Origin of the sequence: Leucobacter sp. NPDC015123, from assembly GCF_043080205.1 — a bacterium.
Classification (GTDB): domain Bacteria; phylum Actinomycetota; class Actinomycetes; order Actinomycetales; family Microbacteriaceae; genus Leucobacter; species Leucobacter aridicollis_A.
The window spans coordinates 222,048-245,111 of the sequence record NZ_JBIBVH010000004.1 but is presented as its reverse complement, the minus strand read 5'-3'; the positions used below and the strand labels follow the sequence as shown (position 1 = coordinate 245,111).

The window sequence follows — 23,064 nt, the reverse complement described above, 5'->3', positions numbered from 1 at the left end:
CGGTGGCCGCTGAGTAGACTAAAGAGGTGGCTGAATTGAGCGATCTCCCTCTCCGTGACAATCTCGTCGGTAAGACCCCGTACGGCGCACCGCAGGCTGCGGTCCCGGTGAGTCTCAACGTGAACGAGAACACGCACCCTCTTCCCGAGGCCTTCATCGCGGAAGCGACGGAGGCGCTTGCTGCCGCACTGCGCAACGTGAACCGCTACCCAGACCGCGAGTTCATCGGTCTGCGCGAGGCACTCGCCGGCTACCTGGGCCACGGCCTCACCCCCGAACAGGTGTGGGCGGCGAACGGCTCGAACGAAGTGCTCCAGCAGATCCTGCAGGCGTTCGGTGGGCCCGGTCGCACGCTGATGAGCTTCACTCCCACCTACTCGATGTACCCGTTGCTCGCCGGCGGTACCGACACCGGGTGGATCGGAGTTCCCCGCAATGCTGACTACACCGTGACCCCCGAGCTCGTTGTCTCGGCGATTGCCGAGCACAAACCCGACATCGTCGTGCTCTGCGCTCCAAACAACCCCACAGGCACCCCGATGGCGCTTGAGACGATCCTCGCGGCATACGACGCGTTCGATGGCATCCTCGTCGTCGACGAGGCCTACAAAGAGTTCGACACCGAGAACGAGACCGCAATCTCGCTGCTCGAAGGCCGCCACCGTCTGATTGTCAGCAGGACGATGAGCAAGGCCTTCGCCTTCGCGGGGGTCCGACTTGGCTATCTTGCTGCAGACAGCGCCATTGTTGACGCGCTCCGCCTTGTTCGGCTCCCGTACCACCTCTCCGGCCTGACACAGGCCGCTGCGACTACTGCTGTGAAGCACGCCGACGCGATGCTCGCCACCGTCGACGAAATTCGCGCCCAGCGAGACCGGCTGGCAGGTGCGCTCACCGGCCTCGGATACGTTGTCCACGAGTCGGGCTCGAACTTCTTGCTCGTCGGTGGATTCGCCGATCCAAGCGAGGTATTTGAACGCCTTCGCGCCCAAGGCATTCTCGTTCGCGACCTCGGGATAGCCGGCCACGTCCGCATCACTGCTGGTACAGCTGAAGAGACGTCCGCTGTTATCGCGGCGATCACAGAGTTTGGCCCGGCAGGCGCTGTCTAGGTGATCCAGGCTGGCAGCGAATGCGGTCGGATGCTGCGGGCACCAAAGGTTTAACGGCAAAACTATCGGGAAAGCCAGTTAGGCTCGGTTGCATGCCTCAGCCCATCGAGTCGCTCGACCGCCCTTCCCTTGAACGCCGCTACCGTCGCATGCGCTTGGCGACAGTCATCCTCGCTGCCGTCGCATTGCTGCTTGTTGCAGCCCTCGGTGCTCAGGGGCTGCAAGGAACGACCGGGGGCTCCGGGGCGAGCGGCTCAACCACCGGTCAAGGTGCTGGCGCAGAGGGCGCCGGAAACGACGGAGAGCAGACGGCCGATACCTGCCCGGTTGTCGATCGCCTCGATCCCAACGACCCGAGGGCGCTCGGCGACATCGATGCGCCGGTCGTGTTGCACGAGTGGACAGACTTCCGCTGCCCGTATTGCGGCTCCTTCTCGCGAGACACGCTGCCCGTGCTGATCGAAGAGTACGTCGAGACCGGCAAGGTCCGGCTCGAGATCCACGACGCGGCGCTCGTCGGCGGCGAGAACTCGATCCTCATCGCGGCCGCCTCGCGCGCGGCGGGGGAGCAGGGCAAGTATTTTGAGTTCTACGATGCCGTCTACCACGCGCCCGAGAGCGCGCATGACGCCAACGGTGAGCTCACAGTCGACACGCTTGTCTCGTTCGCGAAGGATGTCGGCGTGAAAGACATCCCAGCGTTCACTGCTGACGTCGAGAGTGGCAAGTTCGAAGATGCCGTGCGCAAGGACACCGCGGAAGCGCAGTCGATCGGTGTGACCGGGGTGCCGTTCTTCGCGACCACTGGCTGCGGCCAGGTCATGTCTGGCGCGCAGCCGGTAGAGACGTTCCGGGCACAGCTTGACGCTGCCATCGAAGACGCCAAGAAGTAACGGCTCCGCATGGATCTGAGCTTGCTCGGCGCGTTCCTTGGCGGAACTCTCGCGCTTCTCAGCCCCTGCTCGGTGATGGTGCTGCCGGCGTTCTTCGCCTACGCGTTCCACAGCCCGCGCGAACTCTTCTCGCGCACAGGCGGCTTCTTTCTCGGGCTCGCGACTGCGCTCGTGCCACTCGGTCTGCTGGCAGGCACCCTCGGCGCGTGGGTGGCCGCGCACCGGAGCGGCATCATGACCTGGGTGCTCGTGCTCGTGATCGTGCTGGGGGCGGTGATGCTGCTTGGAGTTCCGCTTCCGGCCCTTACTCGTCAGCAGAGTGCGAAGGGGACTTCGGTCGCATCGGTGTACGCGCTTGGCGCGGTGTACGGGCTTGCCGGCGGATGCGCCGGGCCGATCTTCGGTGCGGTTCTCGCGATGGCAGCGTTCGGTGGCAATGCGCTCATGGGTGGGTTCACGATGCTGCTCTACGCCGCGGGAATGACAGTTCCGCTGCTGCTGCTCGCGCTCGTGTGGACGCGAATCCCTGGTGTGCGCGCACTCATGCGACCGCGTGAACTCGTGATCGGACGCTGGCGGAACGCCTGGTCGAACGTCATCGGCGGACTCCTGACGATCGCTGTCGGTGTATTCATGCTTGTTACCGACGGCGCGCAGAAGTTCACCGGGGTACTCGACGCGAGCACGCAGGCGGGTCTCGAGGCCGACATCATGCGGGCGACCTCGGGGGTCTCGAACCTGCTCGTGCTCGCGATCGGGGCGGGGCTCGCGCTCGCCGTTTGGGCCGCGATGCGTTGGCGCGCGAGGCAGCGGGCAACCGACGCCGCGCGGTAGGATCGAGAACATGACCGCAGCTGCACGCATCGCGACGCTTGAACGCGCCACCAGTGAGTCCGCTATTCGACTGAGCCTGAACCTTGACGGTACCGGCGAAGCCGACATCGAGACTGGGGTGCCGTTCTTCGATCACATGCTCACGGCATTCGCGCGGCACTCGCTCACCGACCTCACGGTGCGGGCCGAGGGCGACGTCCATATCGATGTGCACCACACCGTCGAGGACACCGGGATCCTGCTCGGGCAGGCAATCCTCGAGGCGCTCGGTGACAAGAGCGGCATCTCGCGCTACGGCGACGCATTCGTGCCGCTCGATGAAGCGCTCGCGCAGGCCGTCGTCGACATCTCGGGCCGGCCATACCTTGTCCACTCCGGCGAGCCCGCTGGCTTCGAGTTTCACCTTATCGGCGGCCACTTCACCGGCTCAATGGTGCGCCACTTCTTCGAGGCGATCACAATGAACGCCCGACTGTCAGTGCACCTCCGACTCATCGAGGGTCGTGACCCACACCACATCGCTGAGGCTGAATTTAAGGCGTTCGCGCGTGCGTTCCGCACCGCGAAGGCGAAGGATCCGCTTGTGACCGGCATTCCGTCCACAAAGGGCGCCCTGTGAGCGCAGGCGGTGCACCGCGCGTAGCCGTACTCGATTACGGGTCGGGCAACGTGCACTCCGCGGTGAAAGCGTTGATTCGTGCTGGCGCCGACGTCGAGCTCACGGCCGACCCGCAGACGGTCATGGAAGTTGACGGGCTTTTCGTGCCCGGCGTCGGTGCGTTCGATGCAGTGATGGCGCAGTTGCGCGCGATCCAGGGTCACGAGCTTATCGGTCGGCGGCTCGCAGGCGGTCGGCCGGTGCTCGGCGTCTGCGTCGGACTACAGGTGATGTTCGAGCGCGGAATCGAGCGTGGCGTCGAGACAGAGGGGCTCGGCGAGTGGCCGGGGACCGTCCGTCAGCTCGAAGCTCAGACGCTGCCGCACATGGGCTGGAATACCGTTTCGGTGCCCGAGGACTCAGTACTGCTGCGTGGCCTCGGAGACGAACGCTTCTACTTCGTGCATTCGAATGCGGCGACCGACTGGACACTTGAGGGCCGCTCTGCAGCGACAGCTCCGAAAGTGACGTGGTCTGAGTACGGCGAGCCATTCATTGCTGCGGTCGAGAACGGTCCACTGAGCGCCACACAGTTTCACCCAGAGAAGTCCGGCGAGGCCGGGATCCAGCTGCTGCGCAACTGGATCAATTCTCTGACCCCTACCCGCACCACCAAGGAGAACTGATGACCGAGCTCGCGACGAGCCCGAAGCTGCAACTACTGCCCGCGATCGACATGGTCGATGGCAAGGCCGTGCGGCTCACGCAGGGCGCGGCAGGAACCGAGACGAACTACGGCAGCCCGGTCGACGCGGCGATGGACTGGATCGAACAGGGCGCCGAATGGATCCACCTTGTCGACCTCGACGCGGCCTTCGGGCGCGGCACCAACGTCGGTGTTGCCCGCAAGATTATCGCCCGTGCGGGAAGCCGAGTGAAGATTGAGTTCTCCGGTGGTATCCGCGACGACAAGAGCCTTGAGGCGGCGCTCGAGATGGGCGCGGCGCGCGTCAACCTCGGCACGGCAGCGCTTGAGAACCCTGAGTGGACTCGTGCGGTGATCGCGCACTATGGAGAGCAGATCGCGGTTGGACTTGACGTGCGTGGAGAGACTCTTGCGACGCGCGGCTGGACTGAGGACGGCGGCAATCTGTGGGACGTGCTTGAGCGTCTCGAGGATGCTGAGTGCCCGCGGTACGTCGTCACTGATGTGACGAAGGACGGCATGATGGCCGGCCCAAACGTTGAGCTACTCAAGAAGGTCTGTTCGCGCACAGACCGCCCGGTGGTCGCGTCAGGCGGAATCTCCACCCTTGACGACATCGCGACGCTTCGCGAGGCCGTGCCTCACGGGGTTGAGGGCGCCATTATCGGCAAGGCGCTCTACGATGGCGCGTTCACGCTGCCGGCAGCCCTCGACGTCGCCGGCAGGTAGCGGCGGGCCTCAGCATGGCGATCAAGAAGCTTCCGTCGACGGGTGACACCCCGCGGTCGACCGGGGTTCCCGAGAGCCTCGTTGCTGGCGGCGCTGCCGACTCGGCGGGGTTTCCGTGGGCTGGCCGAACGTTCGACCATCACGAAACAGCCTTCGCCGACGACGACGGTGCCACGCCCCCGGCGCTAGCGGCGGCTGTCGCGGCGATGCGCGCGGCAGGGGAGCGCTACCGCGCTGACGGTGCCGCGCCTGCGGTCATCGAGGAACTTGCCGCGCTGCGACAGGCCGTGCTCATCGAGCTCTCGAAGAGCCGGGTGCTCGTGCCGTTGCTCGCGGAGGCTGGCGAGCTCGGGGAGACCCCCGACGGCAGGATTGTGGAGAAGACGCAGGAGCTCTCGATCGTGACTGTGGCGAGCCCTGACGGCAGGCGGGTGATGCCAGTCTTCTCATCCGTCGAGGCGATGCAACGCTGGAATCCAGGCTCCAGGCCGATCCCGGTCCCGGGACCGCAGGCGGCGATCGCCGCGGCTCAAGAGGGAACCGACCTCATCATTGTCGATCCAGGATCGCTTGACGTACAGTTTGGGGTTCGGCGACCTGAGCTTGAGCCGATGGCGCTCGGCACGCCGCAGCTCCCCGCATGGGCAGACCCTGCCGTGCGCCAGGCGTTTCTCGAAGGTGCAGCAGGCGAGCCATCGCTACGCGCGCTCGCACTCCTCCCAGGCGACCCGGTGGGTGACCTCACCGCGCCCGAGACCGAAGTGCACCTCCTGCTTGAAGATGGACTCGACCGAGACGGCCTCACTGCGCTGCTCGGGGCGCTGCAGGAACGCTGGGCAAGGATTGAACTCATCGCCGAGCGCGTCGATTCGATGCGCTTCGTTCCGAGGGCTTCCTGACGGAGGCCACGCGAGAACGGGCGGGTGGATGCCTGCTCGTCACCCGCCCGCTCTCGTGGTGGCGTTAGCCGGCGACGTAGAGCGCGATTGTCTCCGCGACGAGCGCGGGCGTATCCTCGCCATCGATCTCAATCGTTGTCTTCGACCCGACCCGCCAGCCCTGCTTGCTCTCCTCGGCCGAGACAATCTCGACCCGTGCTCGCACCCGCGACCCAGCTTTTACTGGCTGCAGGAAGCGAACGCGATCTAGGCCGTAGTTCACCGCCATCGCGACGTTGCCGATATCGATTAGGCCGCCACTCAGGTGAGGGATCAGTGACAGGGTGAGGTAGCCGTGCGCAATCGTCGAGCCGAAGGGGCCGGCGGCTGCGCGCTCGACATCGAGGTGGATCCACTGGTGGTCGCCAGTGGCATCGGCAAACGCCTGAATCCGATCCTGATCGACGAGCAGCCAGTCGCTCACTGCCGACTGCCCGATCGCGTCGGGTAGCGCCGCGGGATTCGACACCGAGATAGTCATGCCTTCGGCCCTCCGGCCACGTACAGCACCTGACCCGAGACGAAGCTGGCCTCTTCTGAGCAGAAGAAGGCTGCCGCGTTCGCAATGTCTTCAGGTTTGCCTGCGCGTGCGACGGGAATCTCGGAGACCATGTGGCCGACGAAGTCGTCGAACTGCACGCCCATCCGATCCGCGGTGGCCCGCGTCATGTCCGAGACAATGAAGCCCGGCGCGATCGAGTTCGCCGTGACGCCGTATCGGCCAAGCTCGATTGCGAGCGTCTTCGTGAAGCCTTGCATTCCTGCCTTCGCGGCCGAGTAATTCGCCTGGCCGCGGTTACCGAGCGCCGAAGTGCTCGACAGGTTCACGATGCGACCCCACCCCGCCTCGACCTGGTGCTTTTGCACCGCGCGGCTCATGAGGAAGGCACCACGCAGGTGCACGCCGAGCACCGCGTCCCAGTCATCTTCGGTCATCTTGAAGAGCATGTTGTCGCGGATGATGCCCGCGTTGTTGATGAGGATTGTCGGCGCGCCGAGCTCCTCGGTGACCCGCGCGACGGCTGCGTCGACCGCGGCACTGTCTGCGACGTTTGCACCCACGGCGATAGCCCGCCCGCCTGCCTCGGTGATGGCTGTCACTGTGTCAGCGCACGACGACTCGTCGAGATCGAGCACGGCGACGGCGTGGCCATCCTTGGCGAGCCGAAGCGCGGTAGCCGCGCCGATACCCCGCGCCGCTCCTGTCACGATGGCAATGCGATTCATGTTGGATTCCTTTCGAATGAGGTGAAGATGTTCCCGCGGATGGGAGGGTGGGGCTACAGGCGCTCGAGCACCATGGCCATTCCTTGACCACCGCCGACGCACATGGTTTCGAGGCCGTAGCGACCGCCGGTCTCCCGCAAGCCGTTGATGAGTGTTGAGGTGATGCGCGCACCCGTCATGCCGAACGGATGGCCGACAGCAATCGCGCCTCCGTGGACGTTGAGTCGATCTTCATCGATACCAAGCTCTCGGGCGGATGGGATGACCTGAGCTGCGAATGCCTCATTGATCTCTACGAGGTCAATGTCGCCGATCGCGAGGCCAGCCTGCGAGAGCGCACGCTTCGATGCTTCGACCGGGCCGAGCCCCATGATCTCGGGGGAGAGGCCGCTGACTCCGGTCGACACGATCCGTGCGAGCGGCTGCAAGCCGAGCTCGTTCACGACCCTCTCGGATACGACAACGACGGCTGCAGCGCCGTCGTTGAGCGGGCAGCAGTTACCCGCGGTGACAGTGCCGTCGGGGCGGAAAACAGGATCGAGGCCGGCGAGGGCCTCGAGGGTGACGCCGGGACGAGGGCCATCATCCGCGGCGACAACAGTGCCGTCTGCGAGAGTGACCGGGGTGATGTCGCGGGACCAGAAGCCCGAAGCGATCGCTGCTTCGGCGCGCTGCTGGGAGCGAGCGGCGAACGCATCCTGCTCGTCACGCGTGATGCCGTGCAACTGCGCGACGTTTTCCGCGGTCTGGCCCATCGCGATGTACGGGTCGGGGAGTAGCCCAGACGCGCGCGGATCCTCCCACGTTGGGGTGCCCTCGGCAGTGCGCGACTCCGTGCGCGCAATCGCATCGGCGAAGACGGGGTTTTCAATCACCGCACCCGGAGTTGCGTCTGCCATGCCCTGGGTAAACCGGCTCACCATCTCGACACCTGCGGACACGAAGATGTCGCCCTCGCCTGCTTTGATCGCATGGAATGCCATCCGCGTGCTCTGCAGGGACGACGAGCAGTAGCGGTTTACGGTCGTGCCTGGCACGGTGTCAAGACCGAGGAGCACCGAGACGATTCGGGCCAGGTTGAACCCCTGCTCGCCGGCCGGCTGCCCCGTCCCGAGAATGATGTCTTCGACCCGTGTCGGGTCGAGTCCTGGCACCTTGTCGAGAGCTGCCTGCACCATGCGGGCAGCGAGGTCGTCACCTCGTAACGATGCAAGCGAGCCCTTGCGGGCGCGCCCGATCGGCGAACGGGCGGTTGAAACGATGTATGCCTCTGGCATCTATATCTCCTCGAGAGTGGATTGGGTGGGGGAAAGCAAGTGGTCGCTGAGGGCCCCAGGCCGGAGCGAGCGAGCGAGATTGTGGCCGCGAAACGTGGCGGAGCTCCGTACGCACGGCAGTGTTGGCGACGTGCGTCGGGTACTCGGAAGGGGAACAGGGCGTGTGCACAGCATCGATCGGCGCGGCAACTGGCTCGCAGGCCAGGGCGCTTCGTTGGGCTGTGTCATTGGCTCTCCGATCATCGGTGATCGTGACCAGTATGCATCATTTCTCAGAATGTGGACACTGTTATTGGAAATGTTGCATTGGGAACGCACGTGCCGGATAGAGTATTCGAATGCAGAGCACAGTTGGATCGTCCATTGCTGATATCGGGCTTGCAGCCGCACCATCGCTTTTGTCTGACCGGATTGACACTCGAGACGACGCGCTGCGCGCGTTCGAAGGTGCCCGGGAGGCATTCATTGCGGGTAATCGAATCAGCATGGGTGAGCTTGCGGCGGACCTCGGGGTAGACCGAACCTCGCTGTTTCGGTGGGTGGGGAACCGTGACGCGCTGCTGAGTGAAGTGCTGTGGTCGCTTGCTGTTCCCACGTTCGTGCAAGCCGAGCACGCAGCCGAGCACCTCTCCGGGGCTCCCCGAGTGGCTGCGATGCTCACCGAGTTTGTTGATGGCCTGATCAACTCAACCTACTTCCGAACCTTCCTGCGGCGTGAACCCGCTCGCGCCCTGCGGCTCCTCACGACCAAGGAGAGCCCAATCCAGCGGCGGTTCCTCGCGACGGTCGAGTGGCTGGTTCGCCGGGAGCTCGGGGATGAGCCACTCGGTGGCGCGATTGACCCTGCCGGTCTCGCCTACCTGCTGTCCCGAGTGTCTGAGTCGTTCTCCTACGCTGACCTGATCTCTGGCGACGAGCCCAGCGTTGAGCGGGCTGGGGCCGCTTTCCGGCTCTTGCTCCGCGTCGACGGCTAGTGCCTCCGGGCGCGCCAGTGCCCTTCTGCCGCACGCGCTCACTGTCGGGCGTGCCCCTGTTCGGCGTTCGGCCGGTCGGGCGTGTGGCCTGCGCTGTGCGCCCTGCCTCAGGCGCCCTCGATATCAATGCGATCTGCCGAATACATGACGGTTTGGGTGGATGTGGGCATTGGGTGCGTTGAACTCAGGCGTATGGTGCGGGCGCAGTCGGGGCACTAGCCTCAGCGGTCGTGCCGTGTCTGCCAGGCGCCCTCGATGCCAACGTGATCTGCGGAATGCATGACGGTTTGGGTGGATGTGGGCATTGGGTGCGTTGATCCCAGACGTATGGTGCGTGCGCAGTCGGGGCCCTAGTCGCATTGGTCGCGAACATACCGACCATCCGGTATGCTGTGGGTGCGGCCCGAAGCAGAGCCGCAGGAAGACAGGTGCAGATGCCTGAGATCCCAGGCCTGAACGTTGACGCGTTGTCCAAATGGTTGAGCGGGGCGCACCCCGAGCTCGCCACAGGCCCCCTGACTGCTGAGGTGATCGCTGGCGGCCGTTCGAACCTGACGTACGCGATCACGGGAGCTCGGGCGCCGCTCGTGCTGCGGCGGCCACCGCTCGGACACGTCCTGTCGAGCGCGCACGATATGGCGCGCGAGCATCGTGTGATCTCTGCGCTCGCTAGCACGGCGATACCGGTCCCCATTGCTGTTGACCTCGTCGATGACACTGCTGGGCCGATCACTGGTACGCCGTTTTTTCTCATGGAGAAAGCCCCTGGCGCTGTCATAGCAAACCGCACTCAGAACGCTGAGTACACGCGCGAGGAGATTCGGGGCATGAGCTTTGAACTCGTCCACCACCTCGCCGCATTGCATGCTGTTGACGTGAAAGCAGTTGGGCTCGCGTCGTTCGGTAAGCCTGACGGTTACCTCGCGCGCCAGCTTTCGACGTGGCGGCGGCAGCTTGACGCCTCGCGTTCGCGGGAGCTACCCGACCTCGAGCGTCTGCAGACCACACTTGAGGGCGGAGTGCCCGAAACGGCGCGTACTGGGATCGTGCACGGTGATTATCGCCTTGACAACGCGTTGATCGACGGCAGGCCGCCCCGCGTCTCGGCGATCCTTGACTGGGAGATGGCGACCCTGGGTGACCCGCTCGTCGATCTTGGGATTTTTGCCCTGTACTGGGAGATAGGAAGCCTCGCCGGCAGTGGAGTCATCGCAAGCGCTGTCGATCCAGCTGCTGGATACCCAGAGTTTGAAGAACTGGCTGAATACTACGCGGCGCAGGCCGGGATCACGCTGCCCGACCTCCGGTGGTACCGCTCGTTCGCAGCGTACAAGCTCGCAGTGATCCTCGAAGGGATCCACTACCGATACCAGGCCGGCGACACCGTCGGCGAAGGATTCGACAGGATAGGTGACCTCGTGAGGCCACTTGCCGAGAATGGATTGAAGGTGCTCTGATGGATTTCGCTCACGACCAAGTTACCGTCGACCTCACCGCAAAAGTGCGGAAGTTTGTCGATGAGGTTGTCATTCCCGCAGAACCAAGACTCGACGAACAGCTTGCGGCCGAACCTGACAATTGGGGCACGCAGCCCGTCGTCCGAGAACTCCAAGCGCAGGCGCGCGAGCTTGGGCTGTGGAACCTGTTTCTCCCAGGCGATCCTGCCGTGACCGGGGCTGCCGGGCTGACGAACCTGCAGTACGCCGCCGTCGCCGAGATCACGGGTTGGAGCCCGCGACTCGCACCCGAGGCGCTCAACTGCGCAGCGCCAGATACGGGCAACATGGAGGTACTCAACGACTTCGGTACCCCGGAGCAGAAGGAGCGCTGGCTGAAGCCGCTCCTCAACTCCGAGATCCGCTCGGCATTCTGCATGACCGAACCCGACGTGGCGTCGAGCGACGCGACGAACATCGGAACGCTGATCCGGCGCGATGGCGACGACTATGTGATCTCGGGCCGCAAGTGGTGGTCGACCGGGGCGATGAATCCCGAAGCTGAGATCTTCATCGTGATGGGAAAGACTGAGCCAGACGCCGAGCGGCACAGGCAGCAGTCGATGATCCTCGTACCCCGTGACACTGCGGGGGTCACCGTCGTGCGCCCGCTCACGGTGTTTGGCTACAACGACCGCGACCACGGGGGCCACGCTGAAGTGCTGTTTGAAGACGTGCGGGTTCCCGCGACGAACCTCATTGGCGCAGAGGGCGACGGCTTCGCGATTGCGCAGGCCCGGCTTGGCCCCGGCCGCATTCACCACTGCATGCGGGCGCTCGGCATGGGGGAGCGTGCACTGTCGCTGGCAATTGAGCGTGCGAACTCCCGGCACGCCTTCGGGCGTCCGCTGTCGGAACAGGGAGTGATTCGAGAGTGGATCGCCGAGTCCCGGATACAGCTCGAGGCGCTTCGTCTCCTGGTGTTGAAGACAGCGTGGCTGATGGACACGGTCGGCAACCGCGCCGCGATGACTGAGATCCAGTCGATCAAGATCGCGGTGCCCAGAGCGGTACAGGAAATCATCGACCGCGCGATCCAAATCTTTGGCGGCGCTGGAGTTAGCGATGATACGCCGCTCGCCGCGCTCTACGCTGGCGTACGCACCCTGCGGATCGCTGACGGGCCCGACGAAGTCCACCTCAACAGTTTGGGCCGGGCTCAGCTCAAGCTGTAACCGACGAGCGCCTATCTACCAGTCAAAGGAGACACAACGATGGCACACCCGCACGATCCAGCCGTAGACGGTCGAGGGCACACAACGCTCTCCGTCGCGAGCATCCTCAGCGAATCAGCGGTTCGGCATAGCGACAATCCGGCCGTGTATTTCAACGGCGACGCAATCACCTATCGAGAGCTGTGGGACCAGACTCGGGCCTACGCTGGTGCGCTGCGCGCTCGAGGAATCGGGCGCGGTGACCGTGTGGCGATCATGATCCCGAATGTGCCCGACTTTCCTCGGGCCTACTATGCGGTGCTCGCGCTTGGCGCGATCGTTGTGCCAATCCATCTGCTCCTGAAATCAGAGGAGATCAGCCGCACGCTGCGCGACGCCGGTGCCGATCTGCTGATTGCTTCGGCGACTTCCCTTGGCGAAGCGGCACCAGCTGCGGCCGAGGCGGGCGTGCCGCTGCTGACGGTTCTGCTGCCGCCCGATGCTCACGGCGACTTCGCCAGGCTCGAGGTCGAAGCATCTGCGGCCGAGCCAATCAAACGGATCGAACCGACCGGCCCACTGGACGCAGCGACGATCTTGTTTACGAGTGGTACTACTGGCACTCCAAAAGGGGCTGTCGGAAGTCATCTTTCGATCATCGAGCAGGTGCATTCTGGCCTCATTGATGGCCTGCAGGTGCAGAGTGGGGACGTGACCTTCGGAGGGCTTCCGCTCTTCCATACGTTCGGGCAGACGTCGGTGCTCAACATGGCGTTCCGAGCGGGGAGCGCGGTCATTCTGATGCCACGATTCGACGGCGACCAAGCGCTGGAGCTCATGGTGAAGCACCGGGCGACAGTGTTCGTCGGCGTGCCGACGATGTATGTCGGGCTCGTCGAAGCGGCACGACGTACAGATGCGCGACCGCCGCTGCGATTCGCGAACTCGGGTGGCGCCGCCCTCCCTGTTGCGTTGCTTGAGGCGTTCGAGGAAGCCTACGGAGTCCCGCCGCATGAGGGCTACGGCCTCACCGAGACCGCACCGACCGTAAGTGTGAACTCGGTCGGCAAGCCGACGATACCGGGATCGGTGGGTGAGACGCTGTGGGGCGTCGACGTCGCAATCGCAGACCCTGACGTTGAGAACCGAATCGAGTTCATTGATGAGGAGGACGGACTCGGCGAGATTGTCGTTCGCGGCCACAACGTATTCAAAGGGTATGTTGGCCGGGAAGAGGCGACGAAGGAGGCGATCGTCGACGGCTGGTTCCGTACGGGCGACCTCGGCACCTATCGCGATGGCATCCTCACGATCGTGGATCGGAAGAAGGACATGATCCTGCGCTCCGGCTACAACGTCTACCCGACGGAGGTGGAGGCAGCGCTCGCGCGGCACCCCAAAGTCGCCGCATCGGCCGTGTTTGGTGTCGCCGACGATATTCGCGGCCAGGAGATTCACGCGGCCGTGCTCCCGCGCGAGGGCACGGAGATCGACCCGGCAGAGATCATCGAGTTCGCGAAGGAACACGTGGCATCGTACAAGTATCCCCGCGTGGTGCACATCGTTGACGAGCTCCCGCTGGGAGCGAGCGGGAAGATTCTGAAACGAGAACTGCAGCGCATGTTCGACCCCGCAAAAGCCTCGTAGTGCGTGTGGGGGCGGTGCCGCAGCACCGCCCCCACCTCACCATATCTGCCAGGGATACCGTCCGGGACAAACGGTGCCGGTTCTGGATCGACTGCTGTGACAGAGCCACCCTCGACCAGGTATGCTCGGCCAACGGATTGCTGGGTGCCCTTTTCTACGCGGCTGATCTCGACGCCCATATACGAGGCATGGCTGTCAGCACTGAACGCAAGCGGGAGGATACCGGTTCCCCGAAGCTCCCCGGAGGTGATTGCGTTGACGACTGCCTCTCTCGTTGGGTTCTCGCCCGCAGCATGCAGGGCCTCCGCGAAGAGGTACGCAGCGCTCATTCCGTTCAACACGGTGCGATCGAACGGCTCAGTCGGGTTGTATTCGTCGTTGATCTCGCGGAAAAACGTGACCCAGTCGCTGTCGCCCTCTGCGGCGGGAAGAAAGCTCGCCCCGACCATGCCCTCCAAGAGATCTTTGTCAGTTTCTTCACCCAAGAGCTGCCGGAGCACTGACGGGTTGGCGCCGATCGACGCAACGAACCACTGCGGCGACCACCCGAGCCGCGCAGCTGTGTCGATCGCGAGCGCTGCGTATCCAGGGATCGCGCCAAGTACATTGATCTCGCACCCCGCATCGCGCATGGCGCCGATCTGCGCAGTCACGTCAGCGTTTGACGTCGTGTAGAGCTGGATGTCGGCGATGCCCTCAGCGCCGAGAGCGAGTTCGACGCCCTCGATGGTGTCGCGCCCCAGGTCGTCGTCCTGCGCATACACGCAGACCGTCTGACCCGGGTATTCGTCACTCGCGTACTTCGCCAGGGCAGCCCCCTCGACGACGTAGTCTGCGTTGAACGCGAAGGTGTAGGGGTACTTCTCCGGCTGGTTCCATGTCGTGGAGCCCGAGGCGACGAAGAGGTCTGGGACGCCGTTGTCGTTGAGGTAGTCGACGACGGAGGTGTGTGGTGGGGTGCCGAGGCCGTTGAAGATTGCGAATACTTGGTCGTCTTGGACGAGTTCGCGGACGACCATTTGGGTGTTTGCTGGGTTGTAGGCGTCGTCTTTGACGATGTAGTTGATGTTTCGGCCGTGGATGCCGCCGTTGTCGTTGACGTAGGCGAAGTATGCGAGTGCGCCGGCTGAGACTGAGGCGTAGCCGGGGGCGGCCGGCCCGGTGAGTGGGGTGTGCGTGCCGATGGTGATTGTGTCGTCGGTGACGCCCGGTGTGGTTGCGGCGGAGTCGCCGCCTGCCGGGGGAGTGCTGCACGCTGTGAGCGCGAGCGCTGCGACCGCCATTGCGGCGGTGATCGCGCCCCCGCCACTCCGTGGTCGGTGTGCATGAACCATGTGTCTACCTCTTTTCCGATCCTGTGATACTGCGGGCTGACTGGCTGCGGGGCGGGCGAAAGAACCTCACGCAATTACGGCGCGGGGATGCCGTTGCCGACGAGAGGAACCGGGTCGAGCTCGAGGAGGCTCACACTGTCGTTGACGAGCTGGTAGGCGATGTCGCTGAAATCTTGAATCCCGTCTCGTACGATCGAGATTCCGACGCCCGTGTACGAGGAATAGTCGTCGGCGGTGAAGGACAGCGGGAGAACTCCGTTGCCAACGAGCTGGCCAGAGCGGATTGCCTCGACAATTGACTCTCGCGTGGGCTCTGGGCCTGCTGCAGCGAGAGCTTCGGTGAAGAGGTAGGCGGCGCTCATGCCGTTGAACACCGCGCCAGTGAACTGGGCATCGCCGTTGTAATCGGTGTTGATCTGCCGAAACAGGTCAGCCCATCCGTTGTCTGCGGTTGACGATTGCAGATAGCCGGTTGAGACGAGCCCCTCGAGCAGCTGCTCGCCCTCCTGGCCGAGCAGGTCGAGGAGCACCGGATAGTCTGCACCGATTGATGAGGTGAGCCAGACGGGCTCCCACGCGAGTCGGGCCGCGGTTGTCATCGAGAGCGATACGAACCCGGGAATTGCCGCGAGCACGACGGCCTCGCAGCCAGCTCCCTTGAGCGCGCCGATCTGGGCGGTGAGATCCGCGTTTGACGTCGAGTATTCTTCGACGTGGCCGAGCCCATCGCTGCCGAGCACAAGCTCAACTCCACGTCGCATGTCTCCACCGAGGTCATCGTCCTGGCCTAAGAAGCACACCTGTTTGCCGGGAAGCTTGTCGACTGAGTATTGCCCCAGCGCAGAACCCTCGACGACGTAGTTTGCGTTGAATGGGAACATCGCAGGATACTTGCTGGGCTGATTCCACGTTGTGGAGCCGGATGACACGAAGAGGTCTGGGACGCCGTTGTCGTTGAGGTAGTCGACGACGGAGGTGTGTGGTGGGGTGCCGAGGCCGTTGAAGATTGCGAATACTTGGTCGTCTTGGACGAGTTCGCGGACGACCATTTGGGTGTTTGCTGGGTTGTAGGCGTCGTCTTTGACGATGTAGTTGATGTTTCGGCCGTGGACGCCGCCGTTGTCGTTGACGTAGGCGAAGTATGCGAGTGCGCCGGCTGAGACTGAGGCGTAGCCGGGGGCGGCCGGCCCGGTGAGTGGGGTGTGCGTGCCGATGGTGATTGTGTCGTCGGTGACGCCCGGTGTGGTTGCGGCGGAGTCGCCGCCTGCCGGGGGAGTGCTGCACGCTGTGAGCGCGAGGCCCAGTGCGGTGAGGCTTGCGAGCGACGCAACGACGGTGTTGCGGGTGATTCGTGTCATGAATGTGAGCTTTCGGTCTGGTCAGCGGTTAGGTTGTGGGGGTGGGTGCGGGCTTGGGTGCCTGGTTCGCGCGTGTGGGGAGTAGGTCAACGAGCCCGCCCGGCCTGACAAGGATTGTCACGGTGAGGAGCGCGCCGAAAACGAGCACTGGCAGGTTGCCTGTCAGCCGCTGCGCCATATCAGCCGAGAGTGGCAGTTGGGCGGTGGCCGTGGTGATGAGCCAGGGGAGCATGACAACGAGCACCGATCCGAGCGCGGCGCCGCCGATGCTGCCGAGCCCTCCGAGCACGACGGCGACGACGAGCAGCAGCGAGAACGAGAGCGTGTAGGCTCCGGGGCTCACTGACTGCGTGATGAAGCAGAGTGTGGCCCCGCCTGCTCCTGCGGCAACCGCGCTCACGGTGAACGCCGAGACTTTGACGCGCCCGGCGGGTACGCCGTTGAGGCGTGCTGCGGTCTCGTCGTCGCGAACTGCGCGCATGCGCAGGCCGAACGAGCCGTTCCGCAACAGGGTGAGCCAGGTGACGAGCACCCCGGCGATCAGGATCGCGACCCAGGCATGCCACTGCTCGACCGCGATGAGCGATTGGAGCGCTGTCGGCACACCCTGGTACGGGCTGGGGAGCCCCTGATCGCCGCCCAGTACCTTGAATGTCGCGGCAACGGCCGGAACTGAGACGATGAGCGCGAGGGTCACACCCGCCAGGTACGGTCCGTGAAGCCGCGCCGCCGCGAGCCCGAGGAGTAACCCGAGGAGGCCTGCAACGACTACTGCGACGGCGAACGACATCAGGAAGCGGCCGATACCCCCGACGCCGGCTTCTGCGAGAGCGTTCGCCGTGAGTGCGTACCCATACCCGCCTGCCGCCATGAGAGCCGCATGTCCGAGCGAAAGCTGGCCGCTCTGCCCGACGAGCAACGTGAGACCCGCCGTCACCGTGAAGTACGCGGCGATTGTCGCGAACTGGAAGTTTCGGTACGGGTCGAGCAGAAACGTCAGCGCGATCGCGAGGATGGTCAGGATCACTCCGAAGATGATGATGCGGTTGCGGCCGCGCAGCGAGGGCAGAATGCGGGTCATGCGCTTCGCTCCTTCCGGGTCGAGAAGACCCCGCCCGGTTTCACGAGCAGGACGAGAACGAGGATCGCGAGCACACCGATCGGTGCGACTGTCGCGCCGAAGTAGCCCGTCAAAAGGCTCATGGTGACGCCAACGATGAGCCCGCCGACGAGTGCGCCAACGGGGGAGTCGAGGCCACCGATCACCGCAACGGCGAATGCGTAGACGAAGAGCATGTCGGTTGCGTGCGGGTTGAGGCCAAGCTCGGTGGGTACGAGCAGGATCGCGGCGAGCGCCGCAACTGCGCTCGCCAGCATCCAGCCGATTGTCACCATGCGCTTCACGCGAACGCCGAGCAGCCGCGACACCTCGGGGGCGAACGCCGAGGCTCGAAGCTGGAGCCCGAGTGAGGTTCGGGCGAACACGATCGCGAGGGCAATCATCACGGCGATTGTGATGCCGATCGTGAACATGTCGTTCGGTGACAGTAGCGGCACCCCTCCGATCACGATCGCGCTGCGGTCGAAGGGCGCGGGCATCGCGCGATACTGGGAACCGAAGAAGATTCCGAGGAGTGACTGCAGAACCATCACGAGGCCGATCGCGGCGAGCACACCTGTGAGGTGGGACGACTGCGGCGCGAAGCGCATCACGCCGCGCTCAACGATAAGACCGATAAGCGCCCCTGCGAGGATCCCTGCTGCGAGCCCAGCAAAGTAGCTGCCTGTTGCGCCCGTGACCGCAAACGCAACGTACGTAGCAACGAGGGCCATGGCTGCCTGCGCGAAATTGATGATCCGTGTGGCCCGCCAGATGAGCACCAGCGAGAGCGCGAATAGCGCGAAGATCGCGCCCCGTGCGAGCCCAGTTGCGAAAAGAAACGTAAACCTATCCATTAGAACCCCAGGTATGCGTGTCGAAGGGTGGAATCTTCAGCGAGAGTCGCTGCGTCAGCATCAACGACGACCCTGCCGAGGTTGAGAACGACGCCGCGATCGGCGATGGAGAGGGCGCCTGTGACGTTTTGCTCAGCGAGTAAGACGGTGAGGCCACGCTCTCTGGCGGTCTCACGGAGCGTGAGCATGATCTGCGCGACGACAAGTGGGGCGAGCCCAAGGGAGGGTTCATCGAGGGCGAGTAGCCGTGGCTCGGCGATGAGCGCCCGGCCGAGCGCGAGCATTTGCCGTTCGCCGCCTGAGAGCTGGTGGCCGTCTGCGTTCTTTCGCCGTTCGAGCGGCTCGAACATCTCGTAAATCTCGCGGATCGCGCGTTCGCGCGCGGTGCCCCGATGCCGCCAGAGCGCGCCAAGGCGCAGGTTTTCGTCAACTGTCAGCTCACCGACGATGCTCTGGCCATCGGGTACGAGTGCGATCCCGTTCCGTGCCCTTTCCTCGGTGCGCATGCCGTGAAGGTCGAGGCTGTCGAGGCGCAACGTGCCGGTCGTGGTGCGCACCCTGCCGGTCAGCGCTCCGAGCAGCGTGGATTTGCCCGCGCCGTTGGCGCCAAGGAGCGCAACGACCTCGCCGGGTCTCAGGTCGATACTCACGTCGTGGAGTACGGGGCTGCCGCCGTAGCCGACAGTGAGGTGCGAGATGGAAAGTGCGGCGCCCGTCTGGGGCTGCGCGGTTGCGCGGGTGCTGAGGCTCACCGTGGCTCTCCTTGTCTCGTTGGCGATGGGCTCGCGCCGTGAGCGGCGACGCCGAGGTACGCCTCCTCGACGCGGGGGTTCGCGCGGATTTCGTCGGGGGTCCCGCGAGCTATGACGCTCCCGAAATCGAGTACGACGATCCGGTCGGCGAGGTCCATGACGAAGTCGACGTGGTGCTCGACGAGGAGCACTGACCGACCGCGAGCTGCGATTTTTCGAACTGTCTGCGAGAGTGCGGCGATGTCGTCGTGGCCGAGGCCCCCAGCTGGTTCATCGAGCAGCAGGAGTTTCGGATCTGTCACGAGGGCCCTGGCGAGCGCCACACGTTTCCGGTCAGGGTAAGACAGCTCGGATACTCGGCGGTTTGCAAGCTCGGTGAGGTTGAGCTCCGCGAGTTGATCAGTCGCAGTGGCGTGGGCGTCGGTGGCTCCGCCGAGCGGCAGCTTGACGTTTTCGAACGCAGTCATGCTCGAAAATAGTCCGAGGCCCTGGAGCGTTCGCGACAGGCCAAGGCCGCCGAGCTTCGGCGTCTGCCGGGGAATGACGCTGCCGTCGATTTTGATCGTTCCCGAGCAGCGCAACAGGCTGCATACTGCGTTGAACACCGTGGTCTTGCCCGCCCCGTTGGGGCCGATGAGCGCGACCACCTCGCTCGGTCTCACATCAAATGAGACGTTATCGACCGCGGTGAGCCCACCAAATCTGACGGTGAGTTGATCGACCTCGAGCCGTGGGGCTGCGGTTGTCAGTTGTGTTGCTTGTGCGTTCATCGGCACCTCTTCGTGTCGTGGTGGCCCCACCGTACGTGATAAACCGACCGGACGGTTTGTTGTGTTGGCATTTCGTAATAATCGATCTTTCGCCAGGTGCAGTCTCTGCGCAGGGGTGCTATCGTGGTCAAACCGACTGGACGGTATGTACGACGCAAGGAGGCGCCATGCTCACACCACGTTTCGCTGAGACTGTGACTATCGTTACGGGGGCGAGCCGCGGAATCGGCCTCGCGATCGCCGATAGGATCGCCCTTGAGGGCGGTTCCGTCGTCATCACCGGGCGCAACCAGGAGGCGCTCGACGAGGCAGTGGATGCGCTCGGGCCGAACGCATCAGGAGTCGCGGGGCGCGCTGACGATCCAGCGCACCGGGCAGAAGTCTTCGCGCATGTCGCTGAACGCTATGGCCGCCTCGACCACCTCGTGAATAACGCAGGCATCAACCCTGTCTACGGGCCGATCGCCGAGGTTGAGGCCGCCGCAGCACGCAAGATTCTTGACGTGAACGTACTGGCGTCTCTCGACTGGACCCGCGACGCTGTCGCCGCAGGTCTGCGGCAAAGCGTCGTTAACATCGCCTCGGCGGCTGGGCTCGGTGCGAGCCCAGGCATCGCCTTCTACGGGATCTCAAAGGCGGCACTGATGAACCTCACCGTGCAGCTCGCCTACGAGTTCGCCCCAAAGATTCGTGTCAACGCGGTAGCGCCCGCCGTCGTGAAGACAGCGTTTGCGCGGGCGCTCTATGAGGGGCAGGAGAGCGAGGTCTCCGAGGCCTACCCCCTGGGGAGGCTTGGTGAGCCCGAAGACATTGCGGGGCCGGTAGCCTTCCTGCTCTCGGAAGACGCAGGGTGGATCACCGGGCAGACAGTGCCGATCGATGGCGGTGGGAGTATCCGGCCGATCCTGTAAAGCGGGACCCATCGTGAAACCGAGCGAAATCCGAGCAATAGGGAAGAATGGCTCGAATGAAGCAATCACAGGTAGTCAGCGACGTGATTCGCGCCGCTGTTGAGCTCTTCGCCCAGCGAGGATACGCGAACACGAGCGTGCAAGACATTGTCGACGCAGCGGGAGTGACCAAAGGGGCGATGTACCACTATTTCGAGTCGAAAGACGACCTGCTGTTCGGAATCTATGACAGGGTCCTGTCGCTGCAACAGACACACCTAGACGAGATCATGAACGCTGGTGGAGAGGTTGACGATGTGCTGCGGGCCGTGTGCGTCGACGTCCTTGAAACCTCGATCGAATACCTCGCGGAGGGGACTGTGTTTTTTAGAAGCATGGACATGCTTTCTGAACCCCGACGCAAGGAGGTTGTGCGGCGCCGACGCGCGTACAACGATGAGTTTGCAACCCTCGTGAAGCGAGGACAGCTCGAAGGGAAATACAGGGACGATATTCCTGTCCCAGTACTCATCGCCCACTTTTTCAGCGACGTCCACTACCTCTCATACTGGTACTCAGAGGAGACACCAGAGGACCGGACGCTCGCGGCAGTGCAGATCACAGACCTGTTTATGTCGAGTCTAAGGAGACCAGATGCCTACCCCGCAGATTCCGGAGACGATGCGCGCTTGGCGCGTCACGACGCTCGGTGAGCCAGCCGACGCGCTTACACTCTCAACGGTCACAACGCCGGTACCAAAAGCCGGCGAGGTCCTCATCCGCGTCGGCGCCGTCGCGGCAAACTTCCCAGATGTGCTGCTCGCGAGAGGCGAGTATCAGGTCAAGCCAGAGCTCCCGTTTGTTCCCGGAGTGGAGTGCAGCGGCAGCGTAGTCGCGGTCGGTGACGGGGTGACTAACGTCAGCGTGGGTGACAGAGTCGTCGCCTACAGCATCGGACTGCTCGCGGAGTACGCTGTCGTTCCCGCGGATGCAGTGCAACTGATCCCGGACTCGCTCGACGATGCGCGGGCCGCGGGACTGACGATCGCCTACCAAACTGCGTGGTTCGCGCTGCACAGGCGAGCACGCCCCGGCTCAGGAGAATGGCTGCTCGTGCACGCCGCAGCCGGCGGGGTCGGTGCGGCAGCGGTGCAGCTCGGAGTCGCGGCAGGGGCCCGAGTCATCGGTGTCGTTGGAACCGAGGCGAAAGCCGCCGTGGCGCGCGAGGCGGGCGCCGAGCACGTCATTCTGCGCGGCGACGACGTTGCGGCCGAAGTGAAACGGATCACCGGCGGGCACGGGGCAGACGTTGTCTTCGACCCGGTCGGGGGAGACGCCTTCATTGCCTCAACGAAATCGATCGCATTCGAAGGCCGCATCGTCGTCATCGGTTTCGCGAGCGGAACCATTCCCGAGCTCGCCATGAATCGGCCGCTCATCAAGAACTATGCAGTACTCGGCCTCTACTGGGGGCTCTACCAAGAGAAAGCTCCGCACCTCGTTAGTGAGGCCCACGCAGAGCTCGTGCGGCTGTTCGAAGCCGGAGCGATTGCGCCAATCATCGACCACACTGTCTCGTTCGAGGACGCCCCGTCAGCGCTGACGGCGCTTGCAACGGCGAATACTGTCGGCCGCGTCATCATCGAGGTGGCGTCGTGACCGAGCTCGCTGGAAAAGTCGCGCTCGTCACTGGGGGAGCGCGCGGAATCGGCGAGGCCTACGCGCGGGCCCTTCACGCAGCAGGCGCCCGCGTTGTGCTCGCAGATGTACTCGTGGACGAGGGCGCCGCGCTCGCCGCAGAGCTCGGCGACGGCGCCCACTTTGTCGAGCTCGACGTGCGCGACGAGGCGCAGTGGGGCAGCGCAGTAGCCACTACCGTCGCGGTCTTCGGCGCGATCGACGTGCTCGTCAACAACGCGGGGGTCGCGAACGCGGCACCCATTGAGCACTTCACGCTCGAGAAGTGGGACGCGGTGATCGGGGTGAACCTCACCGGTGGCTTCCTCGGTTGCAAGGCGGTCGTGCCCACAATGAAGCGACAGGGTGGCGGCTCGATTATCAACATTTCATCGGTCGAAGGAATGCGCGGCAGTCCCGGCCTGCACGGCTACACGGCATCGAAGTATGGGGTGCGTGGTCTCTCTGCCTCGCTCGCGGTCGAGCTCGGGCCTGCAGGGATCAGGGTGAACTCGGTTCACCCTGGATTCATTGAGACGCAGATGTCGGCAAGGATCGATCCTGATCGGCTTGATATCCCGCTCGGACGCCCCGGATCCCCGGAGGATCTCGCGGGAACAATCGTGTTTCTCGCGAGTGACGCATCGTCGTTCACGAGTGGCGCAGAGTTCGTCGTAGACGGTGGAATGATCGCGGGCATCCCGCACCGCTAGCACCGCCTCTGATACGCTCGCAGCTGACT

23 protein-coding genes and 1 pseudogene are annotated in these 23,064 nt (G+C 64.2%); 15 read left to right on the top strand and 9 right to left on the bottom strand.

Annotated features, from left to right (window positions below; genetic code table 11):
- Positions 1 to 26: 26 nt before the first annotated feature.
- From ACF07D_RS10200 to ACF07D_RS10170, 7 genes are all read left to right on the top strand, one after another.
- Positions 27 to 1,112, top strand: coding sequence for a histidinol-phosphate transaminase (locus tag ACF07D_RS10200; RefSeq protein WP_391504831.1), 1,086 nt, complete (start codon positions 27 to 29; stop codon positions 1,110 to 1,112).
- Between the two features lie 92 nt (positions 1,113 to 1,204).
- Positions 1,205 to 2,005, top strand: a complete 801-nt coding sequence (locus ACF07D_RS10195) for a DsbA family protein (protein WP_391504830.1) — start codon at positions 1,205 to 1,207, stop codon at positions 2,003 to 2,005.
- 9 nt (positions 2,006 to 2,014) lie between these two features.
- Complete coding sequence (locus ACF07D_RS10190) at positions 2,015 to 2,839, top strand: cytochrome c biogenesis CcdA family protein (protein ID WP_391504829.1); 825 nt, start codon at positions 2,015 to 2,017, stop codon at positions 2,837 to 2,839.
- Between the two features lie 10 nt (positions 2,840 to 2,849).
- The gene (gene hisB / locus ACF07D_RS10185) at positions 2,850 to 3,458 is read left to right on the top strand and encodes an imidazoleglycerol-phosphate dehydratase HisB (protein WP_391504828.1); all 609 of its coding nucleotides are present in this window, start codon (positions 2,850 to 2,852) and stop codon (positions 3,456 to 3,458) included.
- Positions 3,455 to 4,123 carry an imidazole glycerol phosphate synthase subunit HisH gene (hisH, locus tag ACF07D_RS10180; protein ID WP_391504827.1) on the top strand — a complete coding sequence of 223 codons (669 nt, stop codon included), beginning with the start codon at positions 3,455 to 3,457 and terminating at the stop codon, positions 4,121 to 4,123. The genes hisB and hisH overlap by 4 nt, the downstream gene beginning before the upstream one ends.
- The gene (gene priA, locus ACF07D_RS10175; RefSeq protein ID WP_119284265.1) at positions 4,123 to 4,872 is read left to right on the top strand and encodes a bifunctional 1-(5-phosphoribosyl)-5-((5-phosphoribosylamino)methylideneamino)imidazole-4-carboxamide isomerase/phosphoribosylanthranilate isomerase PriA; all 750 of its coding nucleotides are present in this window, start codon (positions 4,123 to 4,125) and stop codon (positions 4,870 to 4,872) included. Before hisH ends, priA begins: the two co-directional genes overlap by 1 nt.
- Before the next feature lie 14 nt (positions 4,873 to 4,886).
- The gene (locus tag ACF07D_RS10170) at positions 4,887 to 5,771 is read left to right on the top strand and encodes an SseB family protein (RefSeq protein WP_391504826.1); all 885 of its coding nucleotides are present in this window, start codon (positions 4,887 to 4,889) and stop codon (positions 5,769 to 5,771) included.
- 64 nt (positions 5,772 to 5,835) lie between these two features.
- Here the strand turns inward: ACF07D_RS10170 and ACF07D_RS10165 are convergent, their stop codons facing one another.
- From ACF07D_RS10165 to ACF07D_RS10155, 3 genes are read right to left on the bottom strand one after another with little or no spacing between them, the layout of a single operon-like run.
- Positions 5,836 to 6,291, bottom strand: a complete 456-nt coding sequence (locus ACF07D_RS10165; protein ID WP_119284263.1) for a MaoC family dehydratase — start codon at positions 6,289 to 6,291, stop codon at positions 5,836 to 5,838.
- Positions 6,288 to 7,037 (bottom strand): SDR family oxidoreductase, encoded by a 750-nt coding sequence (locus ACF07D_RS10160; protein ID WP_391504825.1) that lies wholly within the window; start codon positions 7,035 to 7,037, stop codon positions 6,288 to 6,290. Before ACF07D_RS10160 ends, ACF07D_RS10165 begins: the two co-directional genes overlap by 4 nt.
- Positions 7,038 to 7,090: 53 nt before the next feature.
- Positions 7,091 to 8,314 (bottom strand): acetyl-CoA C-acetyltransferase, encoded by a 1,224-nt coding sequence (locus ACF07D_RS10155; protein ID WP_391504824.1) that lies wholly within the window; start codon positions 8,312 to 8,314, stop codon positions 7,091 to 7,093.
- Positions 8,315 to 8,652: 338 nt separating this feature from the next.
- Here ACF07D_RS10155 and ACF07D_RS10150 point away from each other — a divergent pair, with 338 nt between their 5' ends.
- The 4 genes from ACF07D_RS10150 to ACF07D_RS10135 all read left to right on the top strand — a co-directional run bounded on the left by ACF07D_RS10150 (position 8,653) and on the right by ACF07D_RS10135 (position 13,585).
- A complete protein-coding gene (locus ACF07D_RS10150) occupies positions 8,653 to 9,288 on the top strand; it encodes a QsdR family transcriptional regulator (protein ID WP_119284260.1) in 636 nt (211 codons plus the stop codon).
- A 434-nt stretch (positions 9,289 to 9,722) separates the two neighbouring features.
- Positions 9,723 to 10,745: a phosphotransferase family protein gene (locus ACF07D_RS10145; RefSeq protein ID WP_391504823.1), complete on the top strand. Its 1,023-nt coding sequence runs from the start codon at positions 9,723 to 9,725 to the stop codon at positions 10,743 to 10,745.
- Positions 10,745 to 11,959 (top strand): acyl-CoA dehydrogenase family protein, encoded by a 1,215-nt coding sequence (locus ACF07D_RS10140; protein WP_391504822.1) that lies wholly within the window; start codon positions 10,745 to 10,747, stop codon positions 11,957 to 11,959. The genes ACF07D_RS10145 and ACF07D_RS10140 overlap by 1 nt, the downstream gene beginning before the upstream one ends.
- Before the next feature lie 39 nt (positions 11,960 to 11,998).
- Positions 11,999 to 13,585 carry an AMP-binding protein gene (locus ACF07D_RS10135; protein WP_391504821.1) on the top strand — a complete coding sequence of 529 codons (1,587 nt, stop codon included), beginning with the start codon at positions 11,999 to 12,001 and terminating at the stop codon, positions 13,583 to 13,585.
- 158 nt (positions 13,586 to 13,743) lie between these two features.
- Here ACF07D_RS10135 and ACF07D_RS10130 read toward each other — a convergent pair.
- From ACF07D_RS10130 to ACF07D_RS10105, 6 genes and pseudogenes are all read right to left on the bottom strand, one after another.
- Positions 13,744 to 14,868, bottom strand: a pseudogene (locus ACF07D_RS10130) (ABC transporter substrate-binding protein); the annotation flags it as partial.
- A 125-nt stretch (positions 14,869 to 14,993) separates the two neighbouring features.
- Entirely contained in the window at positions 14,994 to 16,277 is a 1,284-nt protein-coding gene (locus ACF07D_RS10125; protein WP_391504820.1) for an ABC transporter substrate-binding protein, read from the bottom strand.
- A gap of 28 nt (positions 16,278 to 16,305) precedes the next feature.
- The gene (locus ACF07D_RS10120) at positions 16,306 to 17,358 is read right to left on the bottom strand and encodes a branched-chain amino acid ABC transporter permease (RefSeq protein WP_391504819.1); all 1,053 of its coding nucleotides are present in this window, start codon (positions 17,356 to 17,358) and stop codon (positions 16,306 to 16,308) included.
- Positions 17,355 to 18,233 (bottom strand): branched-chain amino acid ABC transporter permease, encoded by an 879-nt coding sequence (locus ACF07D_RS10115; RefSeq protein ID WP_119284252.1) that lies wholly within the window; start codon positions 18,231 to 18,233, stop codon positions 17,355 to 17,357. Before ACF07D_RS10115 ends, ACF07D_RS10120 begins: the two co-directional genes overlap by 4 nt.
- A complete protein-coding gene (locus ACF07D_RS10110; protein ID WP_255808090.1) occupies positions 18,233 to 18,985 on the bottom strand; it encodes an ABC transporter ATP-binding protein in 753 nt (250 codons plus the stop codon). The genes ACF07D_RS10115 and ACF07D_RS10110 overlap by 1 nt, the downstream gene beginning before the upstream one ends.
- A complete protein-coding gene (locus ACF07D_RS10105) occupies positions 18,982 to 19,755 on the bottom strand; it encodes an ABC transporter ATP-binding protein (RefSeq protein ID WP_255808088.1) in 774 nt (257 codons plus the stop codon). Before ACF07D_RS10105 ends, ACF07D_RS10110 begins: the two co-directional genes overlap by 4 nt.
- 167 nt (positions 19,756 to 19,922) lie before the next feature.
- On the opposite strand from ACF07D_RS10105, the gene ACF07D_RS10100 reads away from it, so the two are divergent.
- Genes ACF07D_RS10100 through ACF07D_RS10085 form a run of 4 tightly spaced genes read left to right on the top strand, consistent with a single transcriptional unit; the run spans position 19,923 to position 23,035 of the window.
- A complete protein-coding gene (locus ACF07D_RS10100; protein WP_119284250.1) occupies positions 19,923 to 20,666 on the top strand; it encodes an SDR family oxidoreductase in 744 nt (247 codons plus the stop codon).
- Positions 20,667 to 20,722: 56 nt separating this feature from the next.
- Positions 20,723 to 21,358 (top strand): TetR/AcrR family transcriptional regulator, encoded by a 636-nt coding sequence (locus tag ACF07D_RS10095; protein WP_119284249.1) that lies wholly within the window; start codon positions 20,723 to 20,725, stop codon positions 21,356 to 21,358.
- Positions 21,300 to 22,304, top strand: coding sequence for an NADPH:quinone oxidoreductase family protein (locus ACF07D_RS10090; protein WP_391504818.1), 1,005 nt, complete (start codon positions 21,300 to 21,302; stop codon positions 22,302 to 22,304). The genes ACF07D_RS10095 and ACF07D_RS10090 overlap by 59 nt, the downstream gene beginning before the upstream one ends.
- A complete protein-coding gene (locus ACF07D_RS10085; protein ID WP_391504817.1) occupies positions 22,301 to 23,035 on the top strand; it encodes an SDR family NAD(P)-dependent oxidoreductase in 735 nt (244 codons plus the stop codon). Before ACF07D_RS10090 ends, ACF07D_RS10085 begins: the two co-directional genes overlap by 4 nt.
- The last annotated feature ends 29 nt before the right edge of the window (positions 23,036 to 23,064 follow it).